The 25,514-nt window shown below is 63.6% G+C and carries 26 protein-coding genes and 1 tRNA gene; 24 read left to right on the forward strand and 3 right to left on the reverse strand.

Annotation, left to right across the window (positions count from 1 at the left end; all coding sequences use genetic code 11):
• Positions 1 to 27: 27 nt before the first annotated feature.
• The 13 genes from ilvD (at position 28) to IVA79_RS11850 (ending at position 11,629) form a co-directional block, all read left to right on the forward strand.
• A complete protein-coding gene (gene ilvD / locus IVA79_RS11785) occupies positions 28 to 1,878 on the forward strand; it encodes a dihydroxy-acid dehydratase (RefSeq protein ID WP_247553064.1) in 1,851 nt (616 codons plus the stop codon).
• A gap of 399 nt (positions 1,879 to 2,277) precedes the next feature.
• On the forward strand, positions 2,278 to 2,595 hold the full coding sequence (locus IVA79_RS11790; protein WP_247553066.1) for a hypothetical protein: 318 nt from the start codon (positions 2,278 to 2,280) through the stop codon (positions 2,593 to 2,595).
• Between the two features lie 246 nt (positions 2,596 to 2,841).
• On the forward strand, positions 2,842 to 3,165 hold the full coding sequence (locus IVA79_RS11795; protein ID WP_247553067.1) for a hypothetical protein: 324 nt from the start codon (positions 2,842 to 2,844) through the stop codon (positions 3,163 to 3,165).
• 308 nt (positions 3,166 to 3,473) lie between these two features.
• Positions 3,474 to 3,563: transfer RNA gene (locus IVA79_RS11800), tRNA-Ser, on the forward strand.
• A gap of 351 nt (positions 3,564 to 3,914) precedes the next feature.
• A complete protein-coding gene (locus IVA79_RS11805; RefSeq protein ID WP_247553068.1) occupies positions 3,915 to 4,193 on the forward strand; it encodes a hypothetical protein in 279 nt (92 codons plus the stop codon).
• A 389-nt stretch (positions 4,194 to 4,582) separates the two neighbouring features.
• Positions 4,583 to 4,774 carry a hypothetical protein gene (locus IVA79_RS11810; protein WP_247553069.1) on the forward strand — a complete coding sequence of 64 codons (192 nt, stop codon included), beginning with the start codon at positions 4,583 to 4,585 and terminating at the stop codon, positions 4,772 to 4,774.
• A gap of 2 nt (positions 4,775 to 4,776) precedes the next feature.
• Positions 4,777 to 5,013, forward strand: a complete 237-nt coding sequence (locus tag IVA79_RS11815) for a hypothetical protein (protein ID WP_247553070.1) — start codon at positions 4,777 to 4,779, stop codon at positions 5,011 to 5,013.
• Between the two features lie 1,295 nt (positions 5,014 to 6,308).
• Entirely contained in the window at positions 6,309 to 6,635 is a 327-nt protein-coding gene (locus IVA79_RS11825; protein ID WP_247553071.1) for a hypothetical protein, read from the forward strand.
• 327 nt (positions 6,636 to 6,962) lie between these two features.
• Positions 6,963 to 7,703 carry a cation diffusion facilitator family transporter gene (locus IVA79_RS11830; RefSeq protein ID WP_247553073.1) on the forward strand — a complete coding sequence of 247 codons (741 nt, stop codon included), beginning with the start codon at positions 6,963 to 6,965 and terminating at the stop codon, positions 7,701 to 7,703.
• 295 nt (positions 7,704 to 7,998) lie between these two features.
• Complete coding sequence (locus IVA79_RS11835) at positions 7,999 to 8,295, forward strand: hypothetical protein (protein WP_247553074.1); 297 nt, start codon at positions 7,999 to 8,001, stop codon at positions 8,293 to 8,295.
• 243 nt (positions 8,296 to 8,538) lie between these two features.
• A complete protein-coding gene (locus IVA79_RS11840; protein ID WP_247553075.1) occupies positions 8,539 to 10,530 on the forward strand; it encodes a VTT domain-containing protein in 1,992 nt (663 codons plus the stop codon).
• The gene (locus tag IVA79_RS11845) at positions 10,530 to 11,219 is read left to right on the forward strand and encodes an endonuclease/exonuclease/phosphatase family protein (protein WP_247553077.1); all 690 of its coding nucleotides are present in this window, start codon (positions 10,530 to 10,532) and stop codon (positions 11,217 to 11,219) included. Before IVA79_RS11840 ends, IVA79_RS11845 begins: the two co-directional genes overlap by 1 nt.
• A gap of 218 nt (positions 11,220 to 11,437) precedes the next feature.
• Positions 11,438 to 11,629, forward strand: coding sequence for a hypothetical protein (locus IVA79_RS11850; protein ID WP_018641976.1), 192 nt, complete (start codon positions 11,438 to 11,440; stop codon positions 11,627 to 11,629).
• A 109-nt stretch (positions 11,630 to 11,738) separates the two neighbouring features.
• Here the strand turns inward: IVA79_RS11850 and IVA79_RS11855 are convergent, their stop codons facing one another.
• Entirely contained in the window at positions 11,739 to 12,329 is a 591-nt protein-coding gene (locus IVA79_RS11855; protein ID WP_247553078.1) for a TIGR00645 family protein, read from the reverse strand.
• A 154-nt stretch (positions 12,330 to 12,483) separates the two neighbouring features.
• Between IVA79_RS11855 and IVA79_RS11860 the strand changes: the two genes are divergently transcribed.
• On the forward strand, positions 12,484 to 12,774 hold the full coding sequence (locus IVA79_RS11860) for a hypothetical protein (protein ID WP_247553079.1): 291 nt from the start codon (positions 12,484 to 12,486) through the stop codon (positions 12,772 to 12,774).
• A 27-nt stretch (positions 12,775 to 12,801) separates the two neighbouring features.
• On the opposite strand, the gene IVA79_RS36785 is transcribed toward IVA79_RS11860, so the two are convergent.
• Positions 12,802 to 12,930, reverse strand: a complete 129-nt coding sequence (locus IVA79_RS36785; protein WP_256465590.1) for a hypothetical protein — start codon at positions 12,928 to 12,930, stop codon at positions 12,802 to 12,804.
• Positions 12,931 to 13,712: 782 nt separating this feature from the next.
• On the opposite strand from IVA79_RS36785, the gene IVA79_RS11865 reads away from it, so the two are divergent.
• Positions 13,713 to 14,639, forward strand: a complete 927-nt coding sequence (locus tag IVA79_RS11865) for a septal ring lytic transglycosylase RlpA family protein (protein WP_247553080.1) — start codon at positions 13,713 to 13,715, stop codon at positions 14,637 to 14,639.
• Here IVA79_RS11865 and IVA79_RS11870 read toward each other — a convergent pair.
• Positions 14,636 to 15,589: an alpha/beta hydrolase gene (locus IVA79_RS11870; RefSeq protein ID WP_247553081.1), complete on the reverse strand. Its 954-nt coding sequence runs from the start codon at positions 15,587 to 15,589 to the stop codon at positions 14,636 to 14,638. The genes IVA79_RS11865 and IVA79_RS11870 overlap by 4 nt on opposite strands.
• 206 nt (positions 15,590 to 15,795) lie before the next feature.
• Here IVA79_RS11870 and IVA79_RS11875 point away from each other — a divergent pair, with 206 nt between their 5' ends.
• From IVA79_RS11875 to IVA79_RS11915, 9 genes are all read left to right on the forward strand, one after another.
• Positions 15,796 to 17,004, forward strand: a complete 1,209-nt coding sequence (locus tag IVA79_RS11875; RefSeq protein WP_247553082.1) for a D-alanyl-D-alanine carboxypeptidase family protein — start codon at positions 15,796 to 15,798, stop codon at positions 17,002 to 17,004.
• A gap of 2 nt (positions 17,005 to 17,006) precedes the next feature.
• Positions 17,007 to 17,693 (forward strand): dTMP kinase, encoded by a 687-nt coding sequence (gene tmk, locus IVA79_RS11880; protein WP_247553083.1) that lies wholly within the window; start codon positions 17,007 to 17,009, stop codon positions 17,691 to 17,693.
• Complete coding sequence (locus IVA79_RS11885) at positions 17,690 to 18,736, forward strand: DNA polymerase III subunit delta' (RefSeq protein ID WP_247553084.1); 1,047 nt, start codon at positions 17,690 to 17,692, stop codon at positions 18,734 to 18,736. The genes tmk and IVA79_RS11885 overlap by 4 nt, the downstream gene beginning before the upstream one ends.
• Positions 18,737 to 18,783: 47 nt before the next feature.
• Positions 18,784 to 20,763: a methionine--tRNA ligase gene (gene metG / locus IVA79_RS11890; RefSeq protein WP_247553085.1), complete on the forward strand. Its 1,980-nt coding sequence runs from the start codon at positions 18,784 to 18,786 to the stop codon at positions 20,761 to 20,763.
• Between the two features lie 12 nt (positions 20,764 to 20,775).
• On the forward strand, positions 20,776 to 21,552 hold the full coding sequence (locus IVA79_RS11895) for a TatD family hydrolase (RefSeq protein WP_247553086.1): 777 nt from the start codon (positions 20,776 to 20,778) through the stop codon (positions 21,550 to 21,552).
• 13 nt (positions 21,553 to 21,565) lie between these two features.
• On the forward strand, positions 21,566 to 22,363 hold the full coding sequence (locus IVA79_RS11900; protein WP_247553087.1) for an MBL fold metallo-hydrolase: 798 nt from the start codon (positions 21,566 to 21,568) through the stop codon (positions 22,361 to 22,363).
• 211 nt (positions 22,364 to 22,574) lie between these two features.
• Positions 22,575 to 23,123 carry a TRAP transporter small permease gene (locus tag IVA79_RS11905; RefSeq protein ID WP_247553090.1) on the forward strand — a complete coding sequence of 183 codons (549 nt, stop codon included), beginning with the start codon at positions 22,575 to 22,577 and terminating at the stop codon, positions 23,121 to 23,123.
• Positions 23,124 to 23,125: 2 nt separating this feature from the next.
• A complete protein-coding gene (locus IVA79_RS11910; protein ID WP_247553092.1) occupies positions 23,126 to 24,439 on the forward strand; it encodes a TRAP transporter large permease subunit in 1,314 nt (437 codons plus the stop codon).
• Positions 24,440 to 24,477: 38 nt separating this feature from the next.
• Positions 24,478 to 25,455: a TRAP transporter substrate-binding protein gene (locus IVA79_RS11915; RefSeq protein ID WP_247553094.1), complete on the forward strand. Its 978-nt coding sequence runs from the start codon at positions 24,478 to 24,480 to the stop codon at positions 25,453 to 25,455.
• The last annotated feature ends 59 nt before the right edge of the window (positions 25,456 to 25,514 follow it).

Below are 25,514 nucleotides of genomic sequence, written 5' to 3' on the forward strand. Positions count from 1 at the left end.
GGCATCCAAACCGAGGACGGAAACGCCATGCCAGCCTATCGCTCCCGCACCACCACCCACGGCCGCAACATGGCGGGTGCCCGCGGCCTATGGCGCGCGACGGGCATGAAGGACGGCGATTTCGGCAAGCCGATCATCGCGGTGGTCAACTCCTTCACCCAGTTCGTGCCCGGCCACGTCCATCTGAAGGACCTCGGCCAGCTCGTCGCCCGCGAGATCGAGCAGGCCGGCGGCGTCGCCAAGGAGTTCAACACCATCGCGGTCGATGACGGCATCGCCATGGGCCATGACGGCATGCTCTACAGCCTGCCGTCGCGCGAGCTGATCGCCGACAGCGTCGAGTACATGGCCAACGCGCATTGCGCCGATGGCCTCGTCTGCATCTCCAATTGCGACAAGATCACGCCCGGCATGCTGATGGCCGCGCTCAGGCTCAACATCCCCGCCGTGTTCGTCTCGGGCGGCCCGATGGAGGCCGGCAAGGTCAAGCTCGAGGGTAAGACCAAGGCGGTCGACCTCATCGACGCCATGGTGGCGGCGGCCGATTCCAAGGTCAGCGACGAAGACGTCAAGGTGATCGAGCGCTCGGCGTGCCCGACCTGCGGCTCCTGCTCGGGCATGTTCACCGCCAATTCCATGAACTGCCTGACCGAGGCGCTCGGCCTCGCGCTGCCCGGCAACGGCTCGGTGGTCGCAACCCATGCCGACCGCAAGCGGCTGTTCGTCGAGGCCGGCCACACCATCGTCGATCTCGTCCGCCGCTATTACGAGCAAGACGATGCATCCGTGCTGCCGCGCAACGTCGCGAATTTCAAGGCGTTCGAAAACGCCATGACGCTCGACATCGCGATGGGCGGCTCGACCAACACCGTGCTGCACCTGCTCGCCGCCGCCCATGAAGGGCAGGTCGCTTTCACCATGAAGGACATCGACCGGCTGTCGCGGCGCGTGCCCGTGCTGTGCAAGGTCGCGCCGTCGGTGGCCGACGTTCACGTCGAGGACGTGCACCGCGCCGGCGGCATCATGGCCATTCTGGGCGAACTCGACCGCGCCGGGCTGATCGACACCTCGGTCTCGACCGTGCACGCGCCGACCATGAACGAGGCGCTGGAGCGCTGGGACATCAAGCGCACCAAGAGCGAGACGGTGCGCACCTTCTATCGCGCTTCGCCCGGCGGCATCCCGACCCAGGTCGCCTTCAGCCAGGAGCGCCGCTACGACGAGCTCGATGCCGACCGCGCGAAGGGCGTCGTGCGTGACCTCGAGCACGCCTTCAGCAAGGACGGCGGCCTCGCCGTGCTTTACGGCAACCTCGCGCAGGACGGCTGCATCGTGAAGACGGCCGGCGTCGACGCCTCGATCCTGAAATTCTCCGGCCCGGCGCGCGTGTTCGAAAGCCAGGACGCCGCCGTCGAAGGCATCCTGGGCGGCAAGGTCGTCGCCGGCGAGGTCGTGGTCATCATCTATGAAGGCCCGCGCGGCGGACCCGGCATGCAGGAGATGCTGTATCCGACCAGCTATCTGAAATCGATGGGCCTCGGCAAAGCCTGCGCGCTCGTCACCGACGGCCGCTTCTCCGGCGGCTCCTCGGGCCTGTCGATCGGCCATCTGTCGCCTGAAGCGGCCGAAGGCGGCAACATCGGCCTGGTGCGCACCGGCGACATCATCGCCATCGACATTCCGAACCGCAGCATCACTTTGGAAGTCTCCGACGAGGAGCTCGCCAAGCGACGCGCCGCGGAAGAGGCGAAGGGCGATGCCGCCTGGCAGGCGACGGGTCGCAAGCGCCAGGTCTCGACCGCGCTGCAGGCCTACGCCGCGCTGACCACCAGCGCCGCGCGCGGCGCGGTGCGCGAGGTGAAGCGTCGCTCGAAGTAAGCGCCTGATCGGCGCGCCTTAGGCTGGATCGATTGCTCCGGAGCGCATCGCGGTCTCCACGCGAGCGCGCAGATGCGCCGTTGCAGGAGAAACCTGGAGCCGGGACGGCGGTCTGCAAAGAACGGCCCCCGCCGTCCGGGGTGTGGGCTATTGGGGGTGGAGGCGGGAGCCGTTTGCGAAGTGGGCACCCGACGCGCGGGCTCGCCCGCCAGGCACTGTCAACTTAGCGCATTTGTCCACACCTTGCTATTTAATTTTTGTTAATTGTCGTTTTATTTTCGATTTAATCGTGCCATCCTGGGAAAAATAGCCGAAAATCCATTTTTCCGAATTCGGCCGAGGCGGTCGCCGTGTCGAGATCCGCCGCAACGGTCCGGATTGCCAGTATCGGAGTGAGCCATGAGTCATTCTCCATCACTCGTGCCGCAGATAACGACAGACCGGGACGTCTATCTCGTGCTCGATGACTTCGGCCGGCAGCTGGGCCGCGCCTGGTGTGAGACGGCCGAGGAGGACGCCAATCGCGCGACCCTGCTGAGACATCTCGCCGAAGGGCAATATCTCCATCCCACACGCATTGTGGCTTTCAATACCGCGGAGGGATGGTCGCGGGATGCCACCGCCGAAATCGCCGACGAGCTGCGCCGCCGCTTTGTCGAACTCGAGGAGACTGATCCTTCGCTGCTGGAGTTCCTGGAAAGAGCCGCGAGGCGTTGAAGCTCGGCTATCGGAGGCGGATGAACATCAACGCACGTCGCGCGTTGATGGGTGTGGTCAACGAGTTCTTACCGGTCGGCCGTGATCGGCCGTTCGCATTAAGGATGCCTCGACGAACTTCAGCAGCCCCGGATTTTGCGGCGTATACTGCGCCGACCTTCGCAAATCCATTTCGGGCAACTGGGGCACCACATAATGTCTCGTACTCTCGCTGTTGTTTTCTCAACCGCCGTCGCCGCGATTTCCATGACGGGCGCAGCCTCCGCCGGCTGCTACAATTGCTACGCACCGCCGCCGTGCCAGACCTGCTATCAGCAGCAATACGTGCAGCCCCAATACCGCACCGTCGATGAGACCGTGATGGTCTCGCCGGGCTCGGTCGTCGCGCATCGCACGCCGGCGCAGTATCGCACCGTGATGGTGCCGCAGACCGTGATGGTCGCGCCGCCCAGCGTCCAGTACCAGCACATCCCGCCGCAATACGCCACGCGCCAGCGCGTCGAGATGGTCTCGCCCGGCTATTCCTATTACGCCCCAGTGCAGATGGGCTGCGCATCCTGCGGCTACTGACGCCAAGGACGAGGCAGGCTTCGAACGGCGCTCCTCACAGGGCGCCGTTTCTTTTGCGTGTCGCAAAACGAGGCCCGGACATGGAGACCAATCCTGCCGGGCTTCGCAACCGGCGACGCCTTGGGTGATGTCGCCAGTATCGGATTGGCGAGACGTCGGCGCACGGCGGCGCCGGACCTGAGGCCCAAGCGAGAGGAACAGGCTGACGCTCGCCTCACAGACGGCGGGCGGATGGGCCTGAGGCGAGGGCGCCAACTTGGCGTTGCCTTGCGCCGTCGACTACGTTAAGCGACAGCCGTTCCGGGCTTGGAAGGGTGGCCGAGTGGTTTAAGGCACCGGTCTTGAAAACCGGCGTGCCCGCAAGGGTACCGTGGGTTCGAATCCCACCCCTTCCGCCAAAATCAATATAACTAATTGAGATTGCTGAGTTGTTACTTGCGTAACCTGACCAATCAGCGTGCGCTCCGGCCATCGTTCGCACCTTCGAGGTAGGCGAGGGGACGTCGCGTGAAAGTGGGGCTTGGTATCGACGGCGGCACAGCCGAGACCGAGGTATGGGTACTGGTCGTCACTCTCGCAGCGATCGCGGCAGTCCTGATCGCAGGATGGTGGCAACGCCGTCGGAAGCCGCCGGCGTGAGTGCTGCATGAGAGTTCTCCACACCCACGACAGGCAGTAGCTCGCGAGCGACTGGGGCCGCTAGGGATCGATAATTTGCGAGGTGCTTGCGATGCCGCTTTGATCGCGGCATGCCTCGCCCGAAACGCCACACACCCACTCATGCAGATGGCCGGCCGCTCAAAATCACCTTCGGCGAAATGCGCGGCGTGGGCGTGCGCGGCGTCCTGGTCTACTGCCACTGCGGTCACATTGCCCTGGATGCTGACCGCTGGCCGGACGCGGTGCGGCTGTCCGATATCGAGCCGCGGTTCGTCTGCGCAGGTTGCGGAAGCCGCGGCGCCGACGTGCGGCCTGACTTCGATCGAGGCAATCCACGGCTTGCGATCAAAGGCCATCGAACGCGATAGCTGCCACCCGTAAACGTCTGCGGCCGGCGCGGCGCTGGGCTGCGGCCGAACTTCAATTGGGACGGGCTGCCGACGCGGGAGGATATCGATAGCGGGCAAAAGACGGCCCCGGCCGTGGGCTTCTAGGGTGTGGGCGGCCGGGGCCATTTGGGGTGCTTGGACCTTGGGGAAGTTCAAGCGGCTGCGAGCTTCTCACAGCTCGAAGCGCCGTTCCGTTCGCTTCCGAACATTGGCAGTACTCTTCCGGATAGGTACAGGCCGAATGGGCGCAGGATTCGTAAGATTGTCGGCGAGTCCCTGGCGTGCCGAAAGCAGATCTCCTCAACTCGACTTGACCACCGGCTTTCCCGTAGGCTGCTATTTCACAATTCCAGCTAGCGGGTAGCGAGATGGCTGAAAAAATCGATGTCGAGACGACGGGCAAATCGCAGTTTGAAGTCGCTTACGAGATGGCGAGATTCATTCTCATAAATATGGAAGGTCGTCAGGTCAAAAGCATAAAGCGGCATGAATTCTTGCATTTGGTAGCTGACTGCATCGAGGCCTTGCGCGGCATCAAGGTCAAGCAGATTATCAGCTAAAAATGAGGCTGGCGCTCCTTGATGGCGGCTCGAAAAAGGCCCGCCAGCATGACCGGCGGGCCCCTAATTTTATCAGCGGTGCGTCATCAGCCGCTGCCGGTCGCGGTTTCTGTGGGTTCGGCGCCGGCGCTTCATTTGCTCCTCCCGTACTTGGTGATCTTCCTCAGCGAGAGCCGCTGGGCTCGTTCAAGGACGTGTCGCTCAAGGAAGCGCGGCTCGCCGAGATGCTGCGAGGCTGAAGGTGAGGGGCGATCGCAGCATACCGGGGCACGATCGGCATGAAGCGCCGGCGCCGAGTCCACAGAAGGCGCGACCGGCAGCGGCTGGCGGCGCATGCTCGCCGACTGAGACGGTGAACGACCATGGTCGGGGGCTACGGTCCCGCGCTCGCTCAGTCTCGGATGTTGGCTTGGACAACCAGCGTTGGCGCAAATGGTTTGCCAGCTAATCGAGAGCGGCCATTTTTTGCGTCATAACTTCGTCAGCCACGTGATGACACGTCGTTACGACAAATGCAGCTTTGCTGCATTGCCATTCACGACCGAGGGCAGCACTTGAGACTGGCTCGTGAGCAGCCAATCCGAATAGAGCGGCCGCGCCGATCAGCAAATTTACGACAACGAGCTTACGTGCTTTGCGAGTCCGCGTTGGGCTGATCATAGAGATAGTTCCCTTCTGGACATGCGCTGGAAGAGAGTAGGCTGCGCCTCGTTTGTTTCAGGCCGACTTCGCCGCCCAGGAGAAATGGTTTCATGGGCGAACGGGGGCCATACACGGGAAATCGGCGGCTTGCATCGTGCAAATGTCGCCCGGTTAAGCATTAAAACAATAAAATGAATTTAAATATATTAAATGTTGGACGAGATTTAAATTTGGATTAGGATGAGAAGGCTTGGCGCCGGACGAACGCGTCAAGGACCTCCTAGAAGCGGCCCCATCATCCTGCCCCTGCTCACGCCACCAAGGATGTAAGGGCCGCTTCTTTGGCAAATTGTGAGGCGAATCATGCAGTTCCTGTCACTAAGTGATTTGTTTCTCATCTCCGCTGCAACGGGGACGCTCCTACTGGTCGAGATCGGAGTTTTGATCATTGTGGGCGTGATCTGAGCCGGACGTTCTTCGGTCAGTTTAATTTCAGCGCTCCCCGGGCCGGCCTTTTGGATCGCAAGCTGCGGGTTGCCTCGATCGAAGTCAGGCCGGACGTCGGCGCCGCGGCTGCCGCAACCTGACGAAGCGCGGCTCGAAATCAGACAACCGCACGTCGTCCGGCCATCGATCGGCTTCTAGCGCTGTGTGATGGCCACAATGGCAGTAGACCAGCGCACCCACGCACGCCCATCTCGCCGAACGTGATTTTGATCCGTCGACCATAGGTCAGTTCTCACAGGCGACCCGTTCGCAAGATGCTACGCCCCTTCCGGAGGCGCCATGCGGAACGCCCGGCGATACTCCGTGCACCCAGATGACGGTTCAATCAGGTGGTCGCTCTCCGACATGAGATGGGCGATCGAAACCGTGGAACGGAGGGCGGAACGTGAAGATGAAGGTAAACAGCAAGACGACCCAACTCGATCTGTATCGCGTCACGCGACGTTTGCTTGCGTGCGCGCTGCTCATGTTTGTTTTCCTGATGATCAAGCCGGCCGTTGCAGTCCCCCAACACGAGGCACGGGCGACATTCGACCGTTTCGTTGCCGCTCAAAACGCCCACGACGTCCAGGCGGTAGAAGCCCTGTTGCTGGCTTCGCCCGATTTTCTCTGGATCACCCGCGGCCCGTTCCTGCCCCCATCGCGTTATGTGTTGCGGATGCAAAGGAGCGGCCGGGATCTGCGTGAAGCGGATATCCACAGAGATTTATGAGTATGCACTCGATAGCAATCGAGCAAATTCCCCGGTTGGTTCGCGCGTACATCCGACGTGAACCAACCGGGTTTCTCAACCTGATCGGCCTTGGTGCTTCGCTGTAGGTCGAACGACAGGCCGAGAAGCTTAGGTGAGCCCGATCGTGCCCCACAGCACGGTTTCGGGCACAATAATTCAAAGGAAGTGCGTCCTGCGACGGATAGGGGCCCTTTTTAGGGGTTGATCGTAATGGCAATTGCGGACTCCGGCACATCGTAGAAAGCAGCGAGCTTCTTGGAAGCGTCATTAGCTGGTAGGTTCGACAGAAAGTGGGGGACCGACATCATGGCGACCGACTGCTGCGAACAGAACAGCTCTTGCTGCAGCCCCCCACCGCTGAACCTCGAACCTGTTCGGCGAGAGTGCGGGTCCGCAGAGGCGGGGTGTGGTTGCTCCGGCGGTGTGCCGGTCTTCGACGGAATGGATCCCATGTACAAGCGCGTCCTCTGGACGGTCATCGCTGTCAACGGCTCGATGTTCTTGATTGAGATGCTTGCTGGGCAGTTGGCAGGTTCACAGGCGCTGAAAGCCGATGCTTTGGATTTTCTTGGTGACACGGTGACCTATGGGCTCAGCTTGGCCGTGATCGGTGCGAGCCTGCGACGCCGAGCTACAGCCGCCCTTTTCAAGGGTATCTCTCTCAGCGTGATGGCGCTCTGGGTTGTCGGGTCAACTGTCTACCAAACGCTCATTCTCGGGATTCCAAAGGCAGAGGTCATGGGCGTGATTGGCTTTCTTGCTCTTGCGGCCAATCTCGGTTCGGTCTTGTTGCTCAGGCCGTACAAGGATGGGGACGCGAACGTCCGGTCTGTTTGGCTCTGCTCTCGAAACGACGCAATCGGCAACGTGATCGTGATGGTCGCTGCCTTGGGCGTCTGGGGGACCGGCACAGCTTGGCCCGATCTCCTCGTCGCTGCCGTGATGGCTGGCATCTTCCTGACCTCTTCGATCCAGATACTGCGACAGGCTTGGCGTGAGTTCAACGCGGAGAACTCCGCAAGCCAACAGACCGCTGCCGCTCGTTGACACTCCGGCTCCGAGGGCGGGGAGAAGGCACGATGCGAGCAGGAAAGGAGGAGACCCTCAGCGGCCGATCCCACCGCAACATCGACCTGTTCTGAAAGTACCTGAGTGATAGCTCGGTGCGACGCGGAGCTGCCCTGAGCTGCCAAGATGATTGATGCCGACAACGAAGACTGGACGGCCGTTCTGCTGCATTTGCCGAGACGCTGGTCTTTCCGAGTGAGATGCATCGCCCGGCTCAGGAACCTGGCCCTAATTCGCCGGTTGTTCGCACTCTCATCCACCACGGAGTGCGCCCTTGGAAAGCACGATCATCGGAGAATTCGACACGCGCCGCGGCGCCGAGCTTGCGGTTGAACACGTTGTGCAGGAATGCGGCGTGCCGCGCAGCGACGTCTTCGTTCAGGCCGCCGGCGGCGCGAACACCGCGGGGACGCGCGCGGCAGGTAGCGACGTCAAGGCCGCGCCCGCGCCGGAGGGGCGGCAGAAGCTGGAGGGTCTGATCGAGGTCTCCGTGGACTTTCACGGCGACGCTCCCGAGAAGATCGCCGACGTCTTGAGGGGCGCCGGCGCAAAGACTGTCCGAACCAAATAGCGGCAATCGGCGCCTGTGCCGAGCGAGCGCCATGGCGCCGCCATCCACACGCGCTGAACAGCCGCCTCCGGTCCTGAAGCCGTGGAACCCCTTGCGCATTCAACGCGTTGAGCCGCGAATGCCAGTTGCGAGGTCCACCTGCTTCAGAGTTCATCGACCCTGATCCCCGGCGACACCGTCTGGCGGCGGTGCAAGGCGCGGCGCGTCGCGGTTCTGAACGATGCTGCCGCTTATTTCGCGGCCGTGCGGGAGGCGCTGCTGGAGGCGCAGGATCTCGTCTACATCGTCGGATGGGACATCCATAGCGAGACCCGGCTGGTAGGAGATTCCGGACAGGCGGATGACGGCTTGCCGGAACAGCTTGGCCCATTCCTGCGCGCGCTGGTTCAACGCCATCCCGCCTTGCAGATCAACATTCTCGTCTGGGACTTCGTCTCGTTTTACGCCTCAGAAAGAGAATGGAAGTCCACGGCCAAATTCACCGCCGACACGGATGGCCGCGTCCGCTTTCACCTGGATTCCACGCTTCCGTTTGGCTCGGCCCAACACCAGAAGATCGTCTGCGTCGACGGTTCACTGGCGTTCGTCGGCGGGCTTGATCTGACCATCAGGCGCTGGGACACGAGTGACCATCGAGCAGATAATGCAATGCGCTGCGACCCCCAGGGCAAGCCGTACCCGCCGTTTCACGATGTTCAATGCATGGTCGCCGGGGACGCCGCCGAGCTTCTATCGGACCTGGCAGAAGAACGCTGGCGTGCGGCAGGCCAACAGACTCATGATCGGCGCGCAAAGAGCATCCGGTGGCCGGCGAACGTGCCGGCCGAGGCCGAGCATATGCCGGTGGGTATCGCCAGGACCGAGGTGGTTTGTCCCGCAGGTTCGACGATCAGGGAGGTCGAACGCTCGTTGATCGCAGCAATCCGGTCCGCGACGCGCTTCGTCTACATCGAAAATCAGTTCACCAGCGCCACCAAGATCGCATGCGAATTGGCGGAGCAGATGCGCCGCGTGCCTTCGCTTCGAGTTCTCGTCGTCACGCCCAAGCTGCATTCCTCGTGGGTGGAATCCCAGGCCATGCAGAACGGCCGCGGCGCCTTCATCGACTGCTTCAGCGCGGCCGACGTCGCGGATCGTATCCGCTTCGTCTACCCGGTCACACGCAGCGGGGACACCGAAGCTGCCGTGATGGTGCACAGCAAGCTCATGATCGTCGATGACCGGATCCTGAGAATTGGCTCGGCGAACCTGAACAACCGCTCGATGGGCGCCGACAGCGAATGTGACCTCATCTTCGAAGCCTCGTCCGACGACCACCGGGCTTTCATCGCATCGGTCCGCCATCGCCTGATCGCCCACTTCTGCGGTGTCGACGAACAGGCCATCGCACAAAATGAGAATCATCTTTTTACGCTGCTGGACGAAGTGTCGGGCGCCGACAGCGCGAAGACTCTGCGCGACGTGGAGTCCTCGGTCCTGACCAGCGCATTGGCCACGATGGTCCAGCCGGTTGCGGACCCTGAACGTCCCCTTCATCTGGAGCGGGCGGCATCTCGCATGTGGACCACGAAGACGATCATCGGGATCGTCTCGATGACTGTGGCGCTGTTTGGACTGGGGATGGCCTGGTCGTACACGTCCTTGAGCGATTTCACCGACGCGGGCCATATCGCGAACTTCCTGTCGACCTACGCGCAGTCGGTCTGGGGGCCGCCATTCGCGATCGCAGCTTTTGTGGTGGGCGGGCTGGTCGTGTTTCCGGTTCTCGTGCTCATTGCGGCAACGGCGGCCGCACTCGGGCCATGGCTGGGCTTCGTCACCGCGATGGCGGGCGTCTTGCTCAGCGCTCTCATCCTTTTTGCGATCGGACGGGTGCTCGGCCGGGAACGCCTTCAGCGTTTGCTGGGGCGGCGGGCTGCGCGCATCCAGGAACGTGTTGTCGGCAAGGGCATCCTGGCTGTCGTCGTCATCCGGATGATTCCCATCGCCCCGTTCTCGGTGGTGAACGTCGTGGCTGGCGCGAGCACGCTGCCTCTGCGCGATTTCCTGGTCGGAACTCTGCTGGGCATGACGCCCGGGATTCTCGCGATGGCCGTGCTGGGCGCTCAGATCGCAGATCTGGCCAGGAATGCGTCCTGGACCAACGCTACGCTGCTCGCGCTGGCATTCCTGGGCTGGCTCGCGATCTGCGCCGGCGCACAATTCGTCGCGACCTGGCTCGCCGGGAGGCGCTGATGGCGCCGATGCGCTTCATGACGTGGAATGTGCATGGCACCTTCAATCTCAATCCGACGTTCGATCTGGAGGGCATCTGTTCCATCGTTCGCAAATGGGCGCCCGATGTCGTCGCGCTTCAAGAGGTGGATTCGCGATCGCGTTCGGACGATCCGTTTGCGAAGCTGGCGAGCGTTGTCGGCGATCACCGTGTTCACGCCAAGTCGATCGTCACAGCGGATGGCGATTACGGTCAGATGCTCCTGAGCCGCTTTCCATTCTCCGGCGTGCCCGAGATCGTCGACGTGTCGTATCGTGAGCGCGAGCCCCGCCGAGCGATTGCGACGGGACTGTTGACGTCGGCTGGCGATGTGCGCGTGGTGGCCACGCATCTCGGCCTGAGCATCCACGAGCGCTATGCGCAAGCTCAGGCCCTGGTGAACCTGGTGAGACCTGGAAGGACCGTTGTTCTCGGCGATTTCAACGACTGGTTCTGGGTCAAATCGGTGCGGCGCGTGCTTGCGCAGGTTTGCCCGAACCGGACGCGGCTCCGAACCTTTCCGTCGCGTTTGCCCCTGATGCGGCTCGACCGGATCTATGCAACGTCCGACAGCCGGATCCGGGAAGTCTGGACCGACCAAGAGGCGAGGGCCTATTCGGACCACTTGCCGGTCATTGCAGACATCGAGATGCCCGCCGACCGGAACTGATTTGCTCGTCCGCCATCTTCAGGAGTTTCCGAATTTGGCGGAATGCCACTTGTTTTGCCCGACGGGTCAGACGCATCGAGCGCGCGACGAAAAGTCATTGCTGTAGAAGGGCTTGGCTACTGTGCATGGGGTTGTTTTCGCAAATTATCAGGCCGGGCCTCTTTGCCGCTGAACGAGACCATGTGGAACTTTTTCCTCGCCACGGCGTTCCCCTCCCCATGACTGAAGACCTTTCCTTCCGACGCAAACCCCTGACCCCCGAGCAGCGCCAGGCGCGCGATGCGGCACGCCGGATCGAGGCCGAAAAGGCCATGCGCGACCATGAAGCGGCGCAGAAGGCATTTTACGCCAACAAGGAGCGGCTCAGGGCCGAGCGCCTCGCGCGCGAAGCGGCGGCGGCAAAAGGCTGAGCTCGCGCGGCTCCCGCCCGCAAATCTTCTGACGATCTTCCGGCCGATGCTGACGGCTAGTGCCGGTTCGACATCCGCGTTGCGGGGCAGGCGAAGCGGCTGCCGGGCCTTACCCGGCGTGCTTGCGCATTCCGGACTCGCTGAGCTTGTCGACATAGGCGATGCCGATCGCCGAGAGAATGAAGGTGATGTGAATCAGGACCTGCCACATCACGCCGGTCTCGGTGAAGCCGGCGCGGTTCGAGCCGAGATTGCCAGCCTCGATGAAGGTGCGCAGCAGCGCGATCGAGGAGATGCCGATGATGGCCATGGCGAGCTTGATCTTCAGCACGCTCGCATTGACGTGGCCGAGCCATTCCGGCTCGTCGGGATGGCCCTGCAGGTCGAGCCGCGAGACGAAGGTCTCGTAGCCGCCGACGATCACCATCACGAGCAGGTTGGAGATCATCACGACGTCGATCAGCGCCAGCACGCTCATCATGATCTGCTGCTCGGTGAGGTCGAGCGCGTGCCAGGACAGATGCCAGAGTTCTTTCAGGAACAGCGCGATGTAGACGCACTGCGCCACGATCAGTCCGAGATAGAGCGGCAGTTGCAGCCAGCGCGAGCCGAAGATGATCATCGGCAGCAGGCCCAGGCGCGGCGAGGGCGGGCGGGGCTCGGTACCAAGTTCGGATAGGGGGGAAGGCTCAACCGACATTCAGGCCGCATCCTCGCGATGAGACGATCTCGCCTTCATCTAACCCGACAAGATGGCCGGCGGAAGACGCGGCGCGCGTCTCGCCTTCGGCGGATCGCGCCCTTTCGTGCTAGCGTGCCTCTATCGGGCGACGGCGCGGATCGGGAGGCGGGGAGTGGGTAGGGGCGGCTTCGGCAGTTGGACCGGTGTGATCGCGCTCGCCGGCGCGGTCACGGTCGGCGCCGGCTCCGCGGAGCTCTCGGCGACACCGCTGACGCCGTTTCGCTACGAGGCGCAGGCGCAGCGTCATTGTCCGCACGACAAGGTGGTCTGGCTCGATTTCAGGAAAGGGCTCTACTACCGCAAGGGTCAGAAGCGGTACGGCCAGGGGTTCGATGGCAGCTTCGTCTGCCAGAACGAAGCCCGCGACAGCTTCTACCGCCGCTCCCTGCTGGGCCTGCGCTGAGCGGCGCGTGCCCCGGCGATCGTCCTGCTATTTCTGACCGGTCAGCTTCACCGGTACGTGCGGGGAGGTGCTGATGATGCGGGGGCTTCCGTCAGGATAGGTGCGGTCGCCGCGGATCAATGATTCCAGGACAAGAAAGAATTTCTCGGCAAGCATGTGCGTCACCCTCGTTGGTGATGGCCTCTTGAAATTTGAGTCGAGGCGCCGAGGGCGGAAGTTCAATCAACTGGACGGGAGCAGGAGTCGTGGTGGTGCTGCGGTTAAAAAATTGGGAGGAGAGAGTGGCGCTCAGGCGAAGGCCAGTGCCACGAGGCTCGAGCAGAGCAGGACCAAGCCGCCGGCGGTCAATGCCAGGAAGCCGTCAGATACCAGGTCATGGTTGCGCATAGGACACCTGCCGCTCTCGTCTTCGATGCTCGGTCGGATCGATTAAAATTGTCCGAACATGCCGCCTTGAAAGAGGTGATGCTTGCCGTTCGCCCGGGTGCCTTTAGGCCCTCGTGCGGTAGCCTTCAAACGCATGGGCCAGGAAGATCCCCGCGCTTACCAGACCCATCAGTGCCGAAACCGTCTCGATCATCGTTAAATTCCAAATCCCGCCCTTGCATCCGAGAAAACGCGTGCGGCCTTGCACAGTCAAAAGAATTCCAGAGAGCGGCGCGACAATGGGCGTGGAGTGAGGATTTGGCGCAACAGAATGTCCAGCCATGGCACAGCGCAGGTACCATCGCTCCGTAGAACAACGGAAAAATGCGAACGTCCCGTTTACCATCCCGGCGTGATCGCTGCGGGCTCCCCATTTCCGCCGTGTTCGGGTTGCGTTATCGTTACCGCTTCCGATGCGGTGGTGGGCCGTTTCGGATCAAAGGACCGGACAGGCTGCCCCGTCGAGAAAAAGCGGGTTGGGCACACCTCCGGCGGAATGGTATTTGGGGCGCATGGGGATCCGACGGTCAGATTCGGTTTTGCGGGCCGCGCGTGGTGTTGCGGCGATCGCAACCTGCGTTGCGCTTGCCAATTGCGCTTCCTCGAACAAATTCGCCAGCCGCGTCGATCCGAAATATGGCGTGTCCTCGAGCCCCCGGGTTGTGGCTTTCGGGGACCCGGTCCCGAAGGGCGGCGGCGCCTACCGCGTCGGCAAGCCCTATGTCGTGGCCGGCCGGACCTATGTGCCGGAGGAGGACGTCAACTACCGCGCCGAGGGCATGGCGTCCTGGTACGGCGATGATTTCCACGGCCGTCTGACCGCCAATGGCGAAGTGTTCGACATGACCTCGCTGACCGCGGCGCATCCGACCCTGCCGATGCCGTCCTATGCGCGGGTGACCAATGTCTCGAACGGCAAGTCGCTGATCGTCCGCGTCAATGATCGCGGGCCCTATCATGGCAACCGCCTCATCGATGTCTCGAACAAGGCCGCCGAACTCCTTGAATTCAAAGGAAATGGCGTCGCCAAGGTTCGCGTCGAATATGTCGGCCGGGCCCCGCTCGAAGGCTCCGACGACCGCCAGCTTCTGGCAACCCTGCGCACCGGCGTTCCGGCACCGTCGCCCTCGATGGTCCGGGTCGCCTCGGTAAAGCCCTTCGTGCCGGAGCTGCCGGGATCGAGCCGCGGTGCCATTCGCGGCGACGTGCCGATGCCGGAGGGGCGGCCCTATAATCTCGGCAGCACCTCGGCCGACATGGCCTCGCTCAATGCGACCTCGGAAATGTCGGCCTCGAGCCGCAGCCGAGGCCGGGTGGTCCACAACGCCCGCGCGGTGTCTTACGACGAGGATGGCCGCTATGCCGCCGAGAACGCGCCCTCATCGGCCGACGGCGCCGCCGAGGCTCGCAGCATCCTGAGCGGCCGCGGCCTCTACTAGGCCGCGCTCTCCCTCAGGAACTTCACCAGCGCAGCATTCACCTCGTCGGGGCGTTCCTGCTGCACCCAATGGCCGGCGCCCTCGATGATCAGCTTTCGCTTCAGATTGGGCAGCACGCGCTCGAGCTCGTTGACGCGCTTGGCGCCGATCAGGCCGGTGATGACGGCGTCCCTGGAGCCGGCGATGAACAGCGAGGGCTGACGGATCTGCGCGTCCTGCCAGGGCGCCGTCAGCTCCCAATTGCGGTCGATGTTGCGGTACCAGTTCAGCCCGCCGCGAAAGCCAGACTTACGGAAGCTCTCGGTGAAGTAGGCGAGGTCGGCCTCGCTGAGCCAGCCGGGCAGCGGCTCCTCGGTGGTCGCGTGGCTGAGAAAGCCCTTGCCCTCCTGCACGAACATGGCGGCGGTCGGATCGGCGAGGCCCCGTCCCCCGAGCACGATGCGCATGGTGCGGGCGACGTCGCGCTCCAGCTCGGCCTCGGCGACGCCGGGCGCCTGGAAATACTGCCAGTAGAAATTGGTGACGCCGCCTTGGCGCAACAGGTCGAGCGGCTTGCCGCGGCCGCGAAACGGCGGCGGCACGCTCAGGCCCGCGACCGCCGTGAAGATGTCGGGCCGGAACAGCGCCGCATGCCAGGCGACCGGCGCGCCCCAATCGTGGCCGACCACCATCGCCTTGGACTCGCCGAGCGCCTGGACGAGGCCGACCACGTCGCCGACCGTGTCGAAGATCGAGTAGGCGGCGGCGTCAGCCGGCGCGGTGCTCTGGCCGTAGCCGCGCATGTCGGGGGCGACGACGTGAAACCCGGCCTCGGCAAGCACCGGGATCTGGTGGCGCCAGGAATAGGACAGTTCTGGCCAGCCATGGCATAGCACCACCAGCGGACCCTGGCCGGCTTCGCGGATGAAGAGATCGATGCCGTTGGCTCTGATCACGCGGGTGGAAGACATCGCTTTTCCGCCTTGTTTCAGGGGTTTGGTCGAGAAACATGAGGCGCCACGATAGGGGCGCGGCGAGAATCGTGCAATCTCGCGGCAGGCGTCCAACCTCGTGTTGTTCGCACCGGTTCCAGCTGTTAGAACGCCGCTCTCAGGGCTTGGCCATGGCATTACGTCCTTCTTCGCTTCGTCGCACCCGCTTCACCGCCGGAGTGCTGATGCGCGGGTTGATTGCGACGGTTCTGGTTGCCGGCCTAAGCTGGGGTGGGGCGGTTCTGGCCGCCAACCAGAGCGTCCAGGGCGCCAAGAAGACGGACGATGCCGGCTTCGACGGCGATGCCCCGACCGCGATTCTGATCGAGGCGTCCTCAGGCAGCGTGCTGTTCGAGAAGAACGCCGACGAGCTGCGCGCGCCGTCCAGCATGATGAAGCTGATGACCGCGGAGGTGGTCTTCAATGCCATCAAGAAGGGCGACATCAAGCTGACCGACGAGTACCGGATCAGCGAGAACGCCTGGCGCCGCGGCGGCGCGCCCTCGGGCGGCTCGACCATGTTTGCCGCCATCAACAGCAAGGTCTCGGTCGACGACCTCCTGCGCGGCGCGATCATCCAGAGCGGCAACGACGCCTGTATCGCGCTGGCGGAGGCCATGGCCGGCAACGAGCGGATCTTCGCGGCCGACTTCATGACCAAGCGCGCCCGCGAGCTCGGCATGACCAAGTCGACCTTCGGCAACTCCAACGGATTGCCCGACCCCGCCAACAAGATGACGGTGCGCGAGCTCGGCATGCTCGCCCGGCACATCATCCTGGACTTCCCCGAGTTCTACAAACTGTTCGGCGAGAAGGAGTTCACCTGGAACAAGATCCGCCAGCCCAACCGCAACCCGCTGCTCAACTCGATGGAAGGCGCCGACGGCCTCAAGACCGGCTACACCAAGGAAGGCGGCTACGGCATGGTCGGCTCTGCGGTGCAGAACGGCACGCGGCTCATCGTCGTCGTCAACGGGCTCGACGATCCCGATGATCGCGCCACCGAAGCCAAGAAGATGCTGGAATGGGGTTTTCGCAATTTCGAGACCCGCACGCTGATCGCGGCCGAGCAGCCCGTCGGCTACGCCAAGGTGTTCGGCGGCGAGAGCCGCTCGGTCAAGCTCGTTGCCAAGACTCCGGTGAAGGTGATGGTGCACAAGAATGGCAGCGATAAGCTGATTGCGCGCATCGTCTATAGCGGCCCGGTGCGGGCGCCGGTCGAAGCGGGCCAGCGGGTCGGTGTGGTCAGGGTCTGGCGCAGCGGCAATATCGCGGTGGAAACACCGGTCTATGCGGCCGAAGCGATCGGCACCGGCTCGACCGTGCGACGCGCGCTCGACGGCGCCAGCGAGCTCGTGATCGGCATGTTCCGCGCAGGCGCCGAGAAGCTCTGACCATGAGTGAGAGCGCGGTACAGCAGCCGTCCGGGCGCGGACGCTTCATCACCTTTGAAGGCGGCGAGGGCACCGGCAAATCGACCCAGATCAAGAAGCTTGCCGACCGCCTCAAGGCGGCAAAGCTGCGCATCCGGGTCACGCGTGAGCCGGGCGGCTCGCCGGGCGCCGAGATCATGCGTCATCTGGTGCTGTCGGGCATGGGCAAGCTGCTCGGCCCCGAGGCGGAGACGCTGCTGTTTGCCGCCGCCCGCGACGATCATGTCCGCACCGTGATCCTGCCTGCGCTCAACCAGGGCACTTGGGTTTTATGCGACCGTTTCGCCGATTCCACGCGGGCCTATCAGGGCAGCCTCGGCCGTGTGCCTGAAGGCCTCATCAACGCGATGCAGCGGGTCACCATCGGCGACCTCAAGCCCGACCTCACCATCATCCTCGACCTTCCGGTCGAGATCGGCCTCCGGCGCGCCGCCGCGCGCCGCGGCGGCGGCACGGCCGACCGGTTCGAGAGCGAGCAGCTCAGTTTCCACCAGGGCCTGCGCGAGGCCTATCGCAAGATCGCCGCGGACGAGCCCGCGCGCTGTGTGCTGATCGACGCCAATTCCGACCCGGATACGGTTGCGGCCCGAGTCTGGGAAGCGCTGCGCGATCGTCTGCTTCCCATGCCGGCCTCGGTGATTTCCGCATGAGCCCGCGTCAGACCGAGCGCGAAAGCGCCATTCCGCATCCGCGCGAGACGAGCCGTCTGTTCGGCCATCGCGAGGCCGAGGCGGCGCTGCTCGCGGCCTATCGCAGCGGGCGCATCCCGCATGCCTGGCTGATCGGTGGGCCGCAAGGGATCGGCAAGGCAACCTTGGCTTATCGCATGGCGCGCTTCGTGCTCGCCCATGGCCAGCCGCTGGCGGAGGCCGTGCAGAACGCCGCAGACCTTGCGATCGATCCCGATGACGCCGTGGCGCGGCAGGTGGCAGCCGGCTCGCACGGCGGCCTCTTGACGCTTGAGCGCACCGCGAACGATCGCGGTGTGATGCGCACCGTGATCACCGTAGACGAGACGCGGGAGACGATCGGCTTCTTCGGCTCGACGGCCGCCGCCGAGGGCTGGCGCGTCTGCATCGTCGACACTGTCGACGAGCTCAATGCGAACGCGGCCAACGCGCTTTTGAAGATTCTCGAGGAGCCGCCGCAGCGGTCGCTGTTCCTTCTGGTGAGCCACGCTCCCGCACGCGTGCTCGCCACCATCCAGTCGCGCTGCCGCAAGCTGCGCCTGCGTCCGCTCGCCAAGGATGACGTGATTGGCGCGGCGGCTTCGGCCGCCGAGCTCGATCCGAGCGATCCTGCGCTGCGCGAGGCAGCGGAGGCCTCCGAGGGCAGCGTTGCACGAGCCCTGACGCTGCTCGGCGGTGATGCCCTGAAACTTCAGCAACGCACGGCGGCGATGCTCGCGCGCCTGCCGCAGGTCGATCCGCGCGAATTGCACACGCTCGGCGATTCGCTTGGCACCAGCGATCGCGTCGCACTTGCCGCCTTCATCGACGGCATCGATCGCTGGATTGCGGAACGCCTGCATGCGGACGAGGCTAACGCCAACCAGAACCTGGCGCGCCTTGCGCGCTTAAGCGAGGTATGGGAAAAGATCGTCCGCGCCGCGCGCGACACCGAAACCTATAATCTGGAGCGCAAGCCCTTGGTTTTCTCGGTGTTCGGCTGGCTGGCGGACGCAACGCGCTAGAGCGCAGTTCGTTTCCAAATTTCGAGAAGTCGGTAAAGGAATTCGTCGTGGCAACGCGAGCTAAGAAAACCGTCAAGCGCAAGAGCGGCAAGAAGGCTGCGAAGAAGCCCGTCAAGAAAGCCACGAAGAAGGCTGTGAAGGCGCGCGCGCGCAAAGCTGCCAAGAAGGTCGCGAAGACCAAGAAGTCTGGCGTGAAGAAGAGCGCTGCGAAGACGGCAAAGAAGGCCTCTAAGAAGGCTGCGAAGAAGCAGGCCGTCACCAAGAAGGCGGCGAAGAAAGCGGCCAGAAAGCCAGCGAAGGCTCCGGCGAAGAAGGCGGCTCCGGCCAAGAAGATCAAGGTGACTGCGTCTCCGGTCACACAGGCGCCTATCGCCACGCCGCCGAAGGCTGTGAAGCCCAGGGTGTCGAAACCCAAGGCACCGCCTGCGCCGAAACCCGTCGCAGCCGCAGCGCCGCAAGCCGCAACGCCCGTAGCCGTCCCCGCGCGCGACAACGTCTTCTACATCACGACCGCCATCGCCTATCCCAACGGCAGCCCGCATATCGGCCACGCCTATGAGGCGATCGCCACCGACACGCTCGCGCGTTTTGCACGGCTCGACGGCAAGGACGTGTTCTTCCTGACCGGCACCGACGAGCACGGCCAGAAAATGGTTCAGACGGCGGCCGGTGAGAACATGGCCGTCTCCGCGCTCGCCGCCCGCAATGCCGGCCGCTTCAAGGAGATGGACGAGCGTCTGAACGTGTCGTTCGACCGCTTCATCCGCACCACCGAGGAGCAGCACCATCGCTCCAGCCAGGAGATCTGGCGACGCATGGAGGCGAACGGTGACATCTATGCCGACACCTATGCCGGCTGGTACTCGGTGCGCGACGAAGCGTATTACGCCGAGGACGAGACGCGCCTGAACGACGACGGCGTGCGGCTCGGACCGCAGGGCACGCCGGTCGATTGGGTCGAGGAGAAGAGCTATTTCTTCCGCCTGTCGGCCTACGAGGACAAGCTGCTCAAGCTCTACGCGGATCATCCCGATTTCATCGGGCCCGACTCTCGCAAGAACGAGGTGGTGAGCTTCGTCAGAGGAGGCCTGCGCGATCTCTCGATCTCGCGCACGACGTTTGACTGGGGTGTGAAGGTGCCCGGCGACGAAGAGCACGTGATGTATGTCTGGGTCGACGCGCTGACCAACTACATCACCGGCGTCGGCTTTCCCGACGAAGGCGACGGAAACTGGCGCTATTGGCCGGCCGACGTCCACATCATCGGCAAGGACATCATCCGTTTCCATGCGGTGTATTGGCCGGCGTTCCTGATGTCGGCCGGCATTCCGCTGCCGAAGCGGGTCTATGCCCATGGCTTCCTGTTCAACAGGGGCGAGAAGATGTCGAAGTCGGTCGGCAACGTCGTCGATCCCTTCAATCTCGCCGACCAATATGGCGTCGACCAGATGCGTTATTTCTTCCTGCGCGAGGTGCCGTTCGGCCAGGACGGCAACTACAATCATGAGGCCATCGTCGCGCGCATCAACGCCGACCTCGCCAACGATCTCGGCAATCTGGCGCAGCGCTCACTGTCGATGATCGCCAAGCAGCTCGGCGGCGTATTGCCCGAGCCCGGCGAGTTCGGCGACAACGACAAGGCGATCCTGGCGATGGCCGACGGCATGATCGCGGCGTCACGCGAGGCCATGGCGACGCAGCAGATCCATCACTGGCTCAACGCCGTCTGGGCCGTGGTCGCGGAGGCCAACCGCTATTTCGCGGGCGAGGCGCCGTGGGCGCTCGCCAAGACCGATCCGGCCAGGCAGAAGACGGTGCTTTACGTCACCGCCGAAGTCGTGCGCCAGATCGCGATCCTGGCCCAGCCAGCGATGCCGACCGCATCTAGCCTGCTGCTCGACAGCCTCGGCATCCCGGAGGCCGAGCGTAACTTCGCCATGCTCGGCGGCGCCAGGCGGATCGCACCGGGCTCGACCTTGCCGGCGCCGACGCCGGCCTTCCCGCGCTACATCGAGCCGGCAGCCTAGGACGTTTGCGCGATGCTGGTCGACAGCCACTGCCATCTGGATTTTCCGGACTTTGCGGTAGATCTCGACGGGATCGTGTCGCGGGCACGTGCGGCCGGCATCGGCCGCATGGTCACGATCTCGACGCGGGTGCGGCGGCTGAAGGGCCTGCTCGCGATCGCCGACCGCTATGACGACGTCTATTGCTCGGTCGGCACCCATCCGCACCACGCGGATGAGGAAGACGGAATCGCGCCCGACGAGCTGATTGCGTTGACGGAGCACCCCAAGGTCGTGGCGCTTGGCGAGGCCGGGCTCGACTATTTCTACGACAACGGCTCGCCGGAGGCGCAGGCGAGGGGCTTTCGCGCCCACATCGCCGCCGCCCGCACCACCGGCCTGCCGCTGGTGATCCACACCCGCGAAGCCGACGAGGACTGCGCACGCATCCTGGAAGACGAGGCAGCAAAGGGACCGTTTCGCGCCGTGCTGCATTGTTACACGGGCGGCCGTGAGCTGGCGCTGAAGGCGGTGTCGCTCGGGCTCTATATCGGTTTCACGGGAATCCTGACCTTCAAGAAATCGGAGACCTTGCGCGCGCTCGCGGCCGAACTGCCGTCCGATCGTATCCTGGTCGAAACCGACGCGCCCTATCTTGCGCCGGGCAAGTTCCGGGGCAAACGGAATGAACCGGCTTATGTGGTCGAGGTCGCCAAAGTGCTGGCCGAGACGCGCGGTGTGTCGTTCGAGGAGATCTCGCGCCAGACCAGCGAAAACTTCTTCCGCCTGTTCTCGAAGGTGAAAGCTTGAAACTGGAAGCCGCATGACGCTGACGCTGACGATCCTGGGCTGCGGCTCCTCCGCCGGCGTGCCGCGCCCGGCGCTCGGCTGGGGCGCCTGCGATCCCAACAATCCCAAGAACCGTCGTCGGCGCTGCTCGCTGCTGGTCGAACGGATTTCCGAGCACGGCACCACGCGCATACTGATCGACACCTCGCCGGATCTGCGCGAGCAATTGCTCTCGACCAATGTCGATCACATCGACGCGGTGTTCTTGACGCATGAGCACGCCGACCAGACCCACGGTATGGACGATCTGCGTTCGGTCGTGATGCACATGCGTCGTCGTATTCCGACCTACTTCAACCTATCGACCGCCAAGGACATTATGGCGCGGTTCTCCTATTGCTTCATCTCGCCGGAAGGAAGCGACTATCCGCCGATCCTGACCCGGCATTCGATCGAAGCAGGCGAGAGTCAGACCATTCTGGGAAAGGGCGGCGCGGTGACAATGACGGCCTTCCTGGTTCAGCACGGCCACATTCCCGCGCTCGGCTATCGCATCGGGGATGCAGCCTACACACCCGACCTCAACGACATCCCGCGCGAGAGCTGGGGTGCACTGGAAAATCTGGACCTCTGGATCGTCGACGGCTTGCGCTACAACAGCCATGTCAGCCATTTCAGCATCAACGACGCGCTGTCCTGGATCGAACGGTTCAGGCCGAAGCGCGCGGTCATCACCAACATGACGGCTGACGTGGATTACGAGGTGATCCGGCAATCGCTGCCCCCCGGCATCGTGCCCGCCTTTGACGGGCTGCGGCTGGAGACGCGCTGAACCTGCGGTAGAATTTCCGCCGCAAGCAGGCATACTCCTTGCTTGCATCGGCTGCATCATGTTGATCTAACGTCTGAAAGACAGGCGTTGGGCAAGGGCGATATTGAGGCAGGACGGGCGGCTAGCGATCTGTGATCGCCGGATCGTCTGAATCGCCTTGCGTGAGGATGGGGATTGCGTGACAGGGGATGAGGCAACGACTGGGGGATTGGTGCGCCGCGCTCTGGATCTCCTCTATCTCGGAGCAGGCTACGCCGCCGGCGTCTTCCTGGTTGCGATCTTTGCAATCATGATGGCCATGTCGGTCGGGCGCCAATTTGCGATCAACATTCCCGCCGGCGATGATTTCGCGTCCTGGTGCATGGCCGCGATGGCTTTCCTCGGCCTCGCGCATACCTTCAAGCGCGGGGAAATGATCCGTGTCGGCCTGCTGCTGGAACAGCTGCACGGGCGGACCAAGCAGATCGCTGAGATCGTGGCGCTCGGGATCGCCACCGCCTTCATCCTCTATTTCACCCGCTATGCCGTGCAGATGACCTACGACTCCTGGCGCTTCAACGACGTGGCGCAGGGCGTCGTCGCGCTTCCGCTCTGGATTCCGCAGCTCGGATTCGCCGGCGGTCTTGCGATCCTGTCGATCGCGCTCGTGGATGAGATGATCAGCGTCATCAGTGGCAACCGGCCGAGCTACGAGAAGGGCTCGCCGGATGAGACGCCGGACGAGTTCATCGAGCGCATCTCGCAGGGCGGCGGAGGTTGACCATGGCCAATCTCGGCATGATCGAGCTGTCATTCGTCCTGCTCGGCGTCATGATCCTGCTGCTGGGAAGCGGCGTCTGGATCGCGGTCTCGCTCGGGCTCGTCGGCTTCGTGGCGATGGCGCTGACCACGAGCCTGCCGCTCGGCGCGGTGCTCGCCACCACCACCTGGAGCGCCAGCTCGTCATGGACATTGGCCGCGCTGCCGCTGTTCATCTGGATGGGCGAGATCCTCTTCCGCACCAAATTGTCGGAAGAGATGTTCCGGGGGTTGTCGCCGTGGGTTCAGTGGCTGCCCGGGCGCCTCACGCATGTCAACGTGATCGGCTGCGGCATCTTCGCGGCGGTCTCGGGCTCGTCGGCTGCGACCTGCGCGACGATCGGCAAGATCGCGCTGCCTGAACTCGACAAGCGCGGCTACGACAAGGGCCTGAGCCTCGGATCGCTCGCAGGCGCGGGCACGCTCGGTCTCCTGATTCCGCCCTCGATCCCGATGGTGGTCTACGCGGTCACAGCGAACGTGTCTGTGCTGCAGGTGTTCCTCGGCGGATTCCTGCCAGGCGTGCTCGTGATGGTGCTCTATTCGGGCTACATCATCATCTGGTCGCTGCTCAACCCCAAGAAGGTTCCGCCGCGCGATCCGCCGATGCCGTTCCGGCAGAAGCTGCGCGAGTCGGCGAAGCTTGCGCCCTGTCTGCTGCTGATCCTTGCGGTTTTCCTTTCGCTCGTGCTCGGATTCGCGACCGCCACGGAATGCGCGGCGTGGGGCGTGACTGGCGCGCTGCTGCTGGCGTGGTGGAGCGGCACGTTGACGCGCAAGAACTTCCTCGAGAGCATCATGAGTGCGACGCGCCTGACCTGCATGATCATGCTGATCCTGGCAGGCGCGGCCTACACCACGGCTGCGATGGCCTATACGGGCATTCCGGCCGCGCTCGCCACCTGGGTCCAGGGGCAGCAGCTCACACCGGGCATGCTCGCGCTGTATCTGAGCATCATGTACATCATTCTCGGCTGCCTGATCGACGGCATCTCGATGATCGTTCTGACCGCCGTCATCGTGCTGCCGATGGTCAAGCAGGCCGGTCTCGACCTGGTCTGGTTCGGCGTCTACCTCATCATTCACGTCGAGATGGCCCAGATTACGCCGCCGGTCGGCTTCAATCTCTTCGTGCTGCAGAACATGAGCGGCCGCGACACCTTCACCGTCGCGCGGGCAGCGTTTCCGTTCTTCATCCTGCTGCTCGCCTCCGTGTTCATCATCACCGAGTATCCGCAGATCGTGATGTTCCTGCCCAAGCTCGCTTTCCCAGACTGAGCGTAATGAATTTGAAATTGACAGTGAGGAGAAGTCCGATGATGTCTCGTTTATTCCGCGCATCCTTGATCGCCGGCATGGTGGCGGCTGCGACACCCGCTTTGGCCCAGACCAAATGGAATCTGCCGGCAGCGTATCCAGCGGATAATCCGCATTCCGAAAACCTGGTCGCGTTCGCCAAGGACGTCGAAGCCGCCACGTCCGGCAAGCTCCAGATCACGGTTCATCCGGGCGCCTCGCTGTTCAAGGCGCCGGACATCAAGCGCGCGGTGGTGACCGGGCAGGCGCAGATGGGCGAGGTGCTGCTCTCGATCCACGAGAACGAGGATCCGCTGTTCGGCATCGACGTCGTGCCGTTCCTCGCGACCAGCTTCCCGGACGCGATGAAGCTGTATCAGGCCTCCAAGCCCGCGATCGCCAAGAAGCTCGACGCGCAGGGGCTCAAGCTGCTGTTCGTCGTGCCGTGGGCCCCGCAGGGCGTCTACGTCAACAAGCCGCTCGCCTCGATCGAAGACATGAAGGGCCTGAAGTGGCGCGCCTATAACGTCGGAACCGCGCGTATCGGCGAGTTGGTCGGCGCGCAGTCGGTCACGATCCAGGCCGCGGAGCTGCCGCAGGCACTTGCGACCGGCGTTGTGAATTCCTTCATGTCGTCGGGCGGCACGGGCTACGACGCCAAGGCCTGGGAGTCGCTGAAGTACTTCTATGACGTGCAGGCCTGGATCCCCAAGGACTACACCTTCGTCAACAAGGCCGCGTTCGAGGCGCTCGACAAGCCGACCCAGGAGGCCATCCTCAAGGCAGCGGCGACGGCGGAAACCCGCGGCTGGAAGGCCTGGCAGGACAAGAGCACCTGGTACATCGATCAGCTCAAGGCCAAGGGCATGAATGTCGAGCCGCCGAGCCCGGCGCTCAAGGCCGGTTTCCAGAAGATCGGCGAACAGCTCACGACCGACTGGCTGAAGAAGGCCGGCGCCGATGGTCAGGCGGTGGTCGACGCCTACAAGAAGATGTAAGGACGAGGCGTCCCGCTCGCCGCCTTCTGGTGTGCGGGCGGAACGGTCTTCTGCGGTCA

Source organism: Bradyrhizobium sp. 138, assembly GCF_023074075.1.
GTDB lineage: Bacteria > Pseudomonadota > Alphaproteobacteria > Rhizobiales > Xanthobacteraceae > Bradyrhizobium.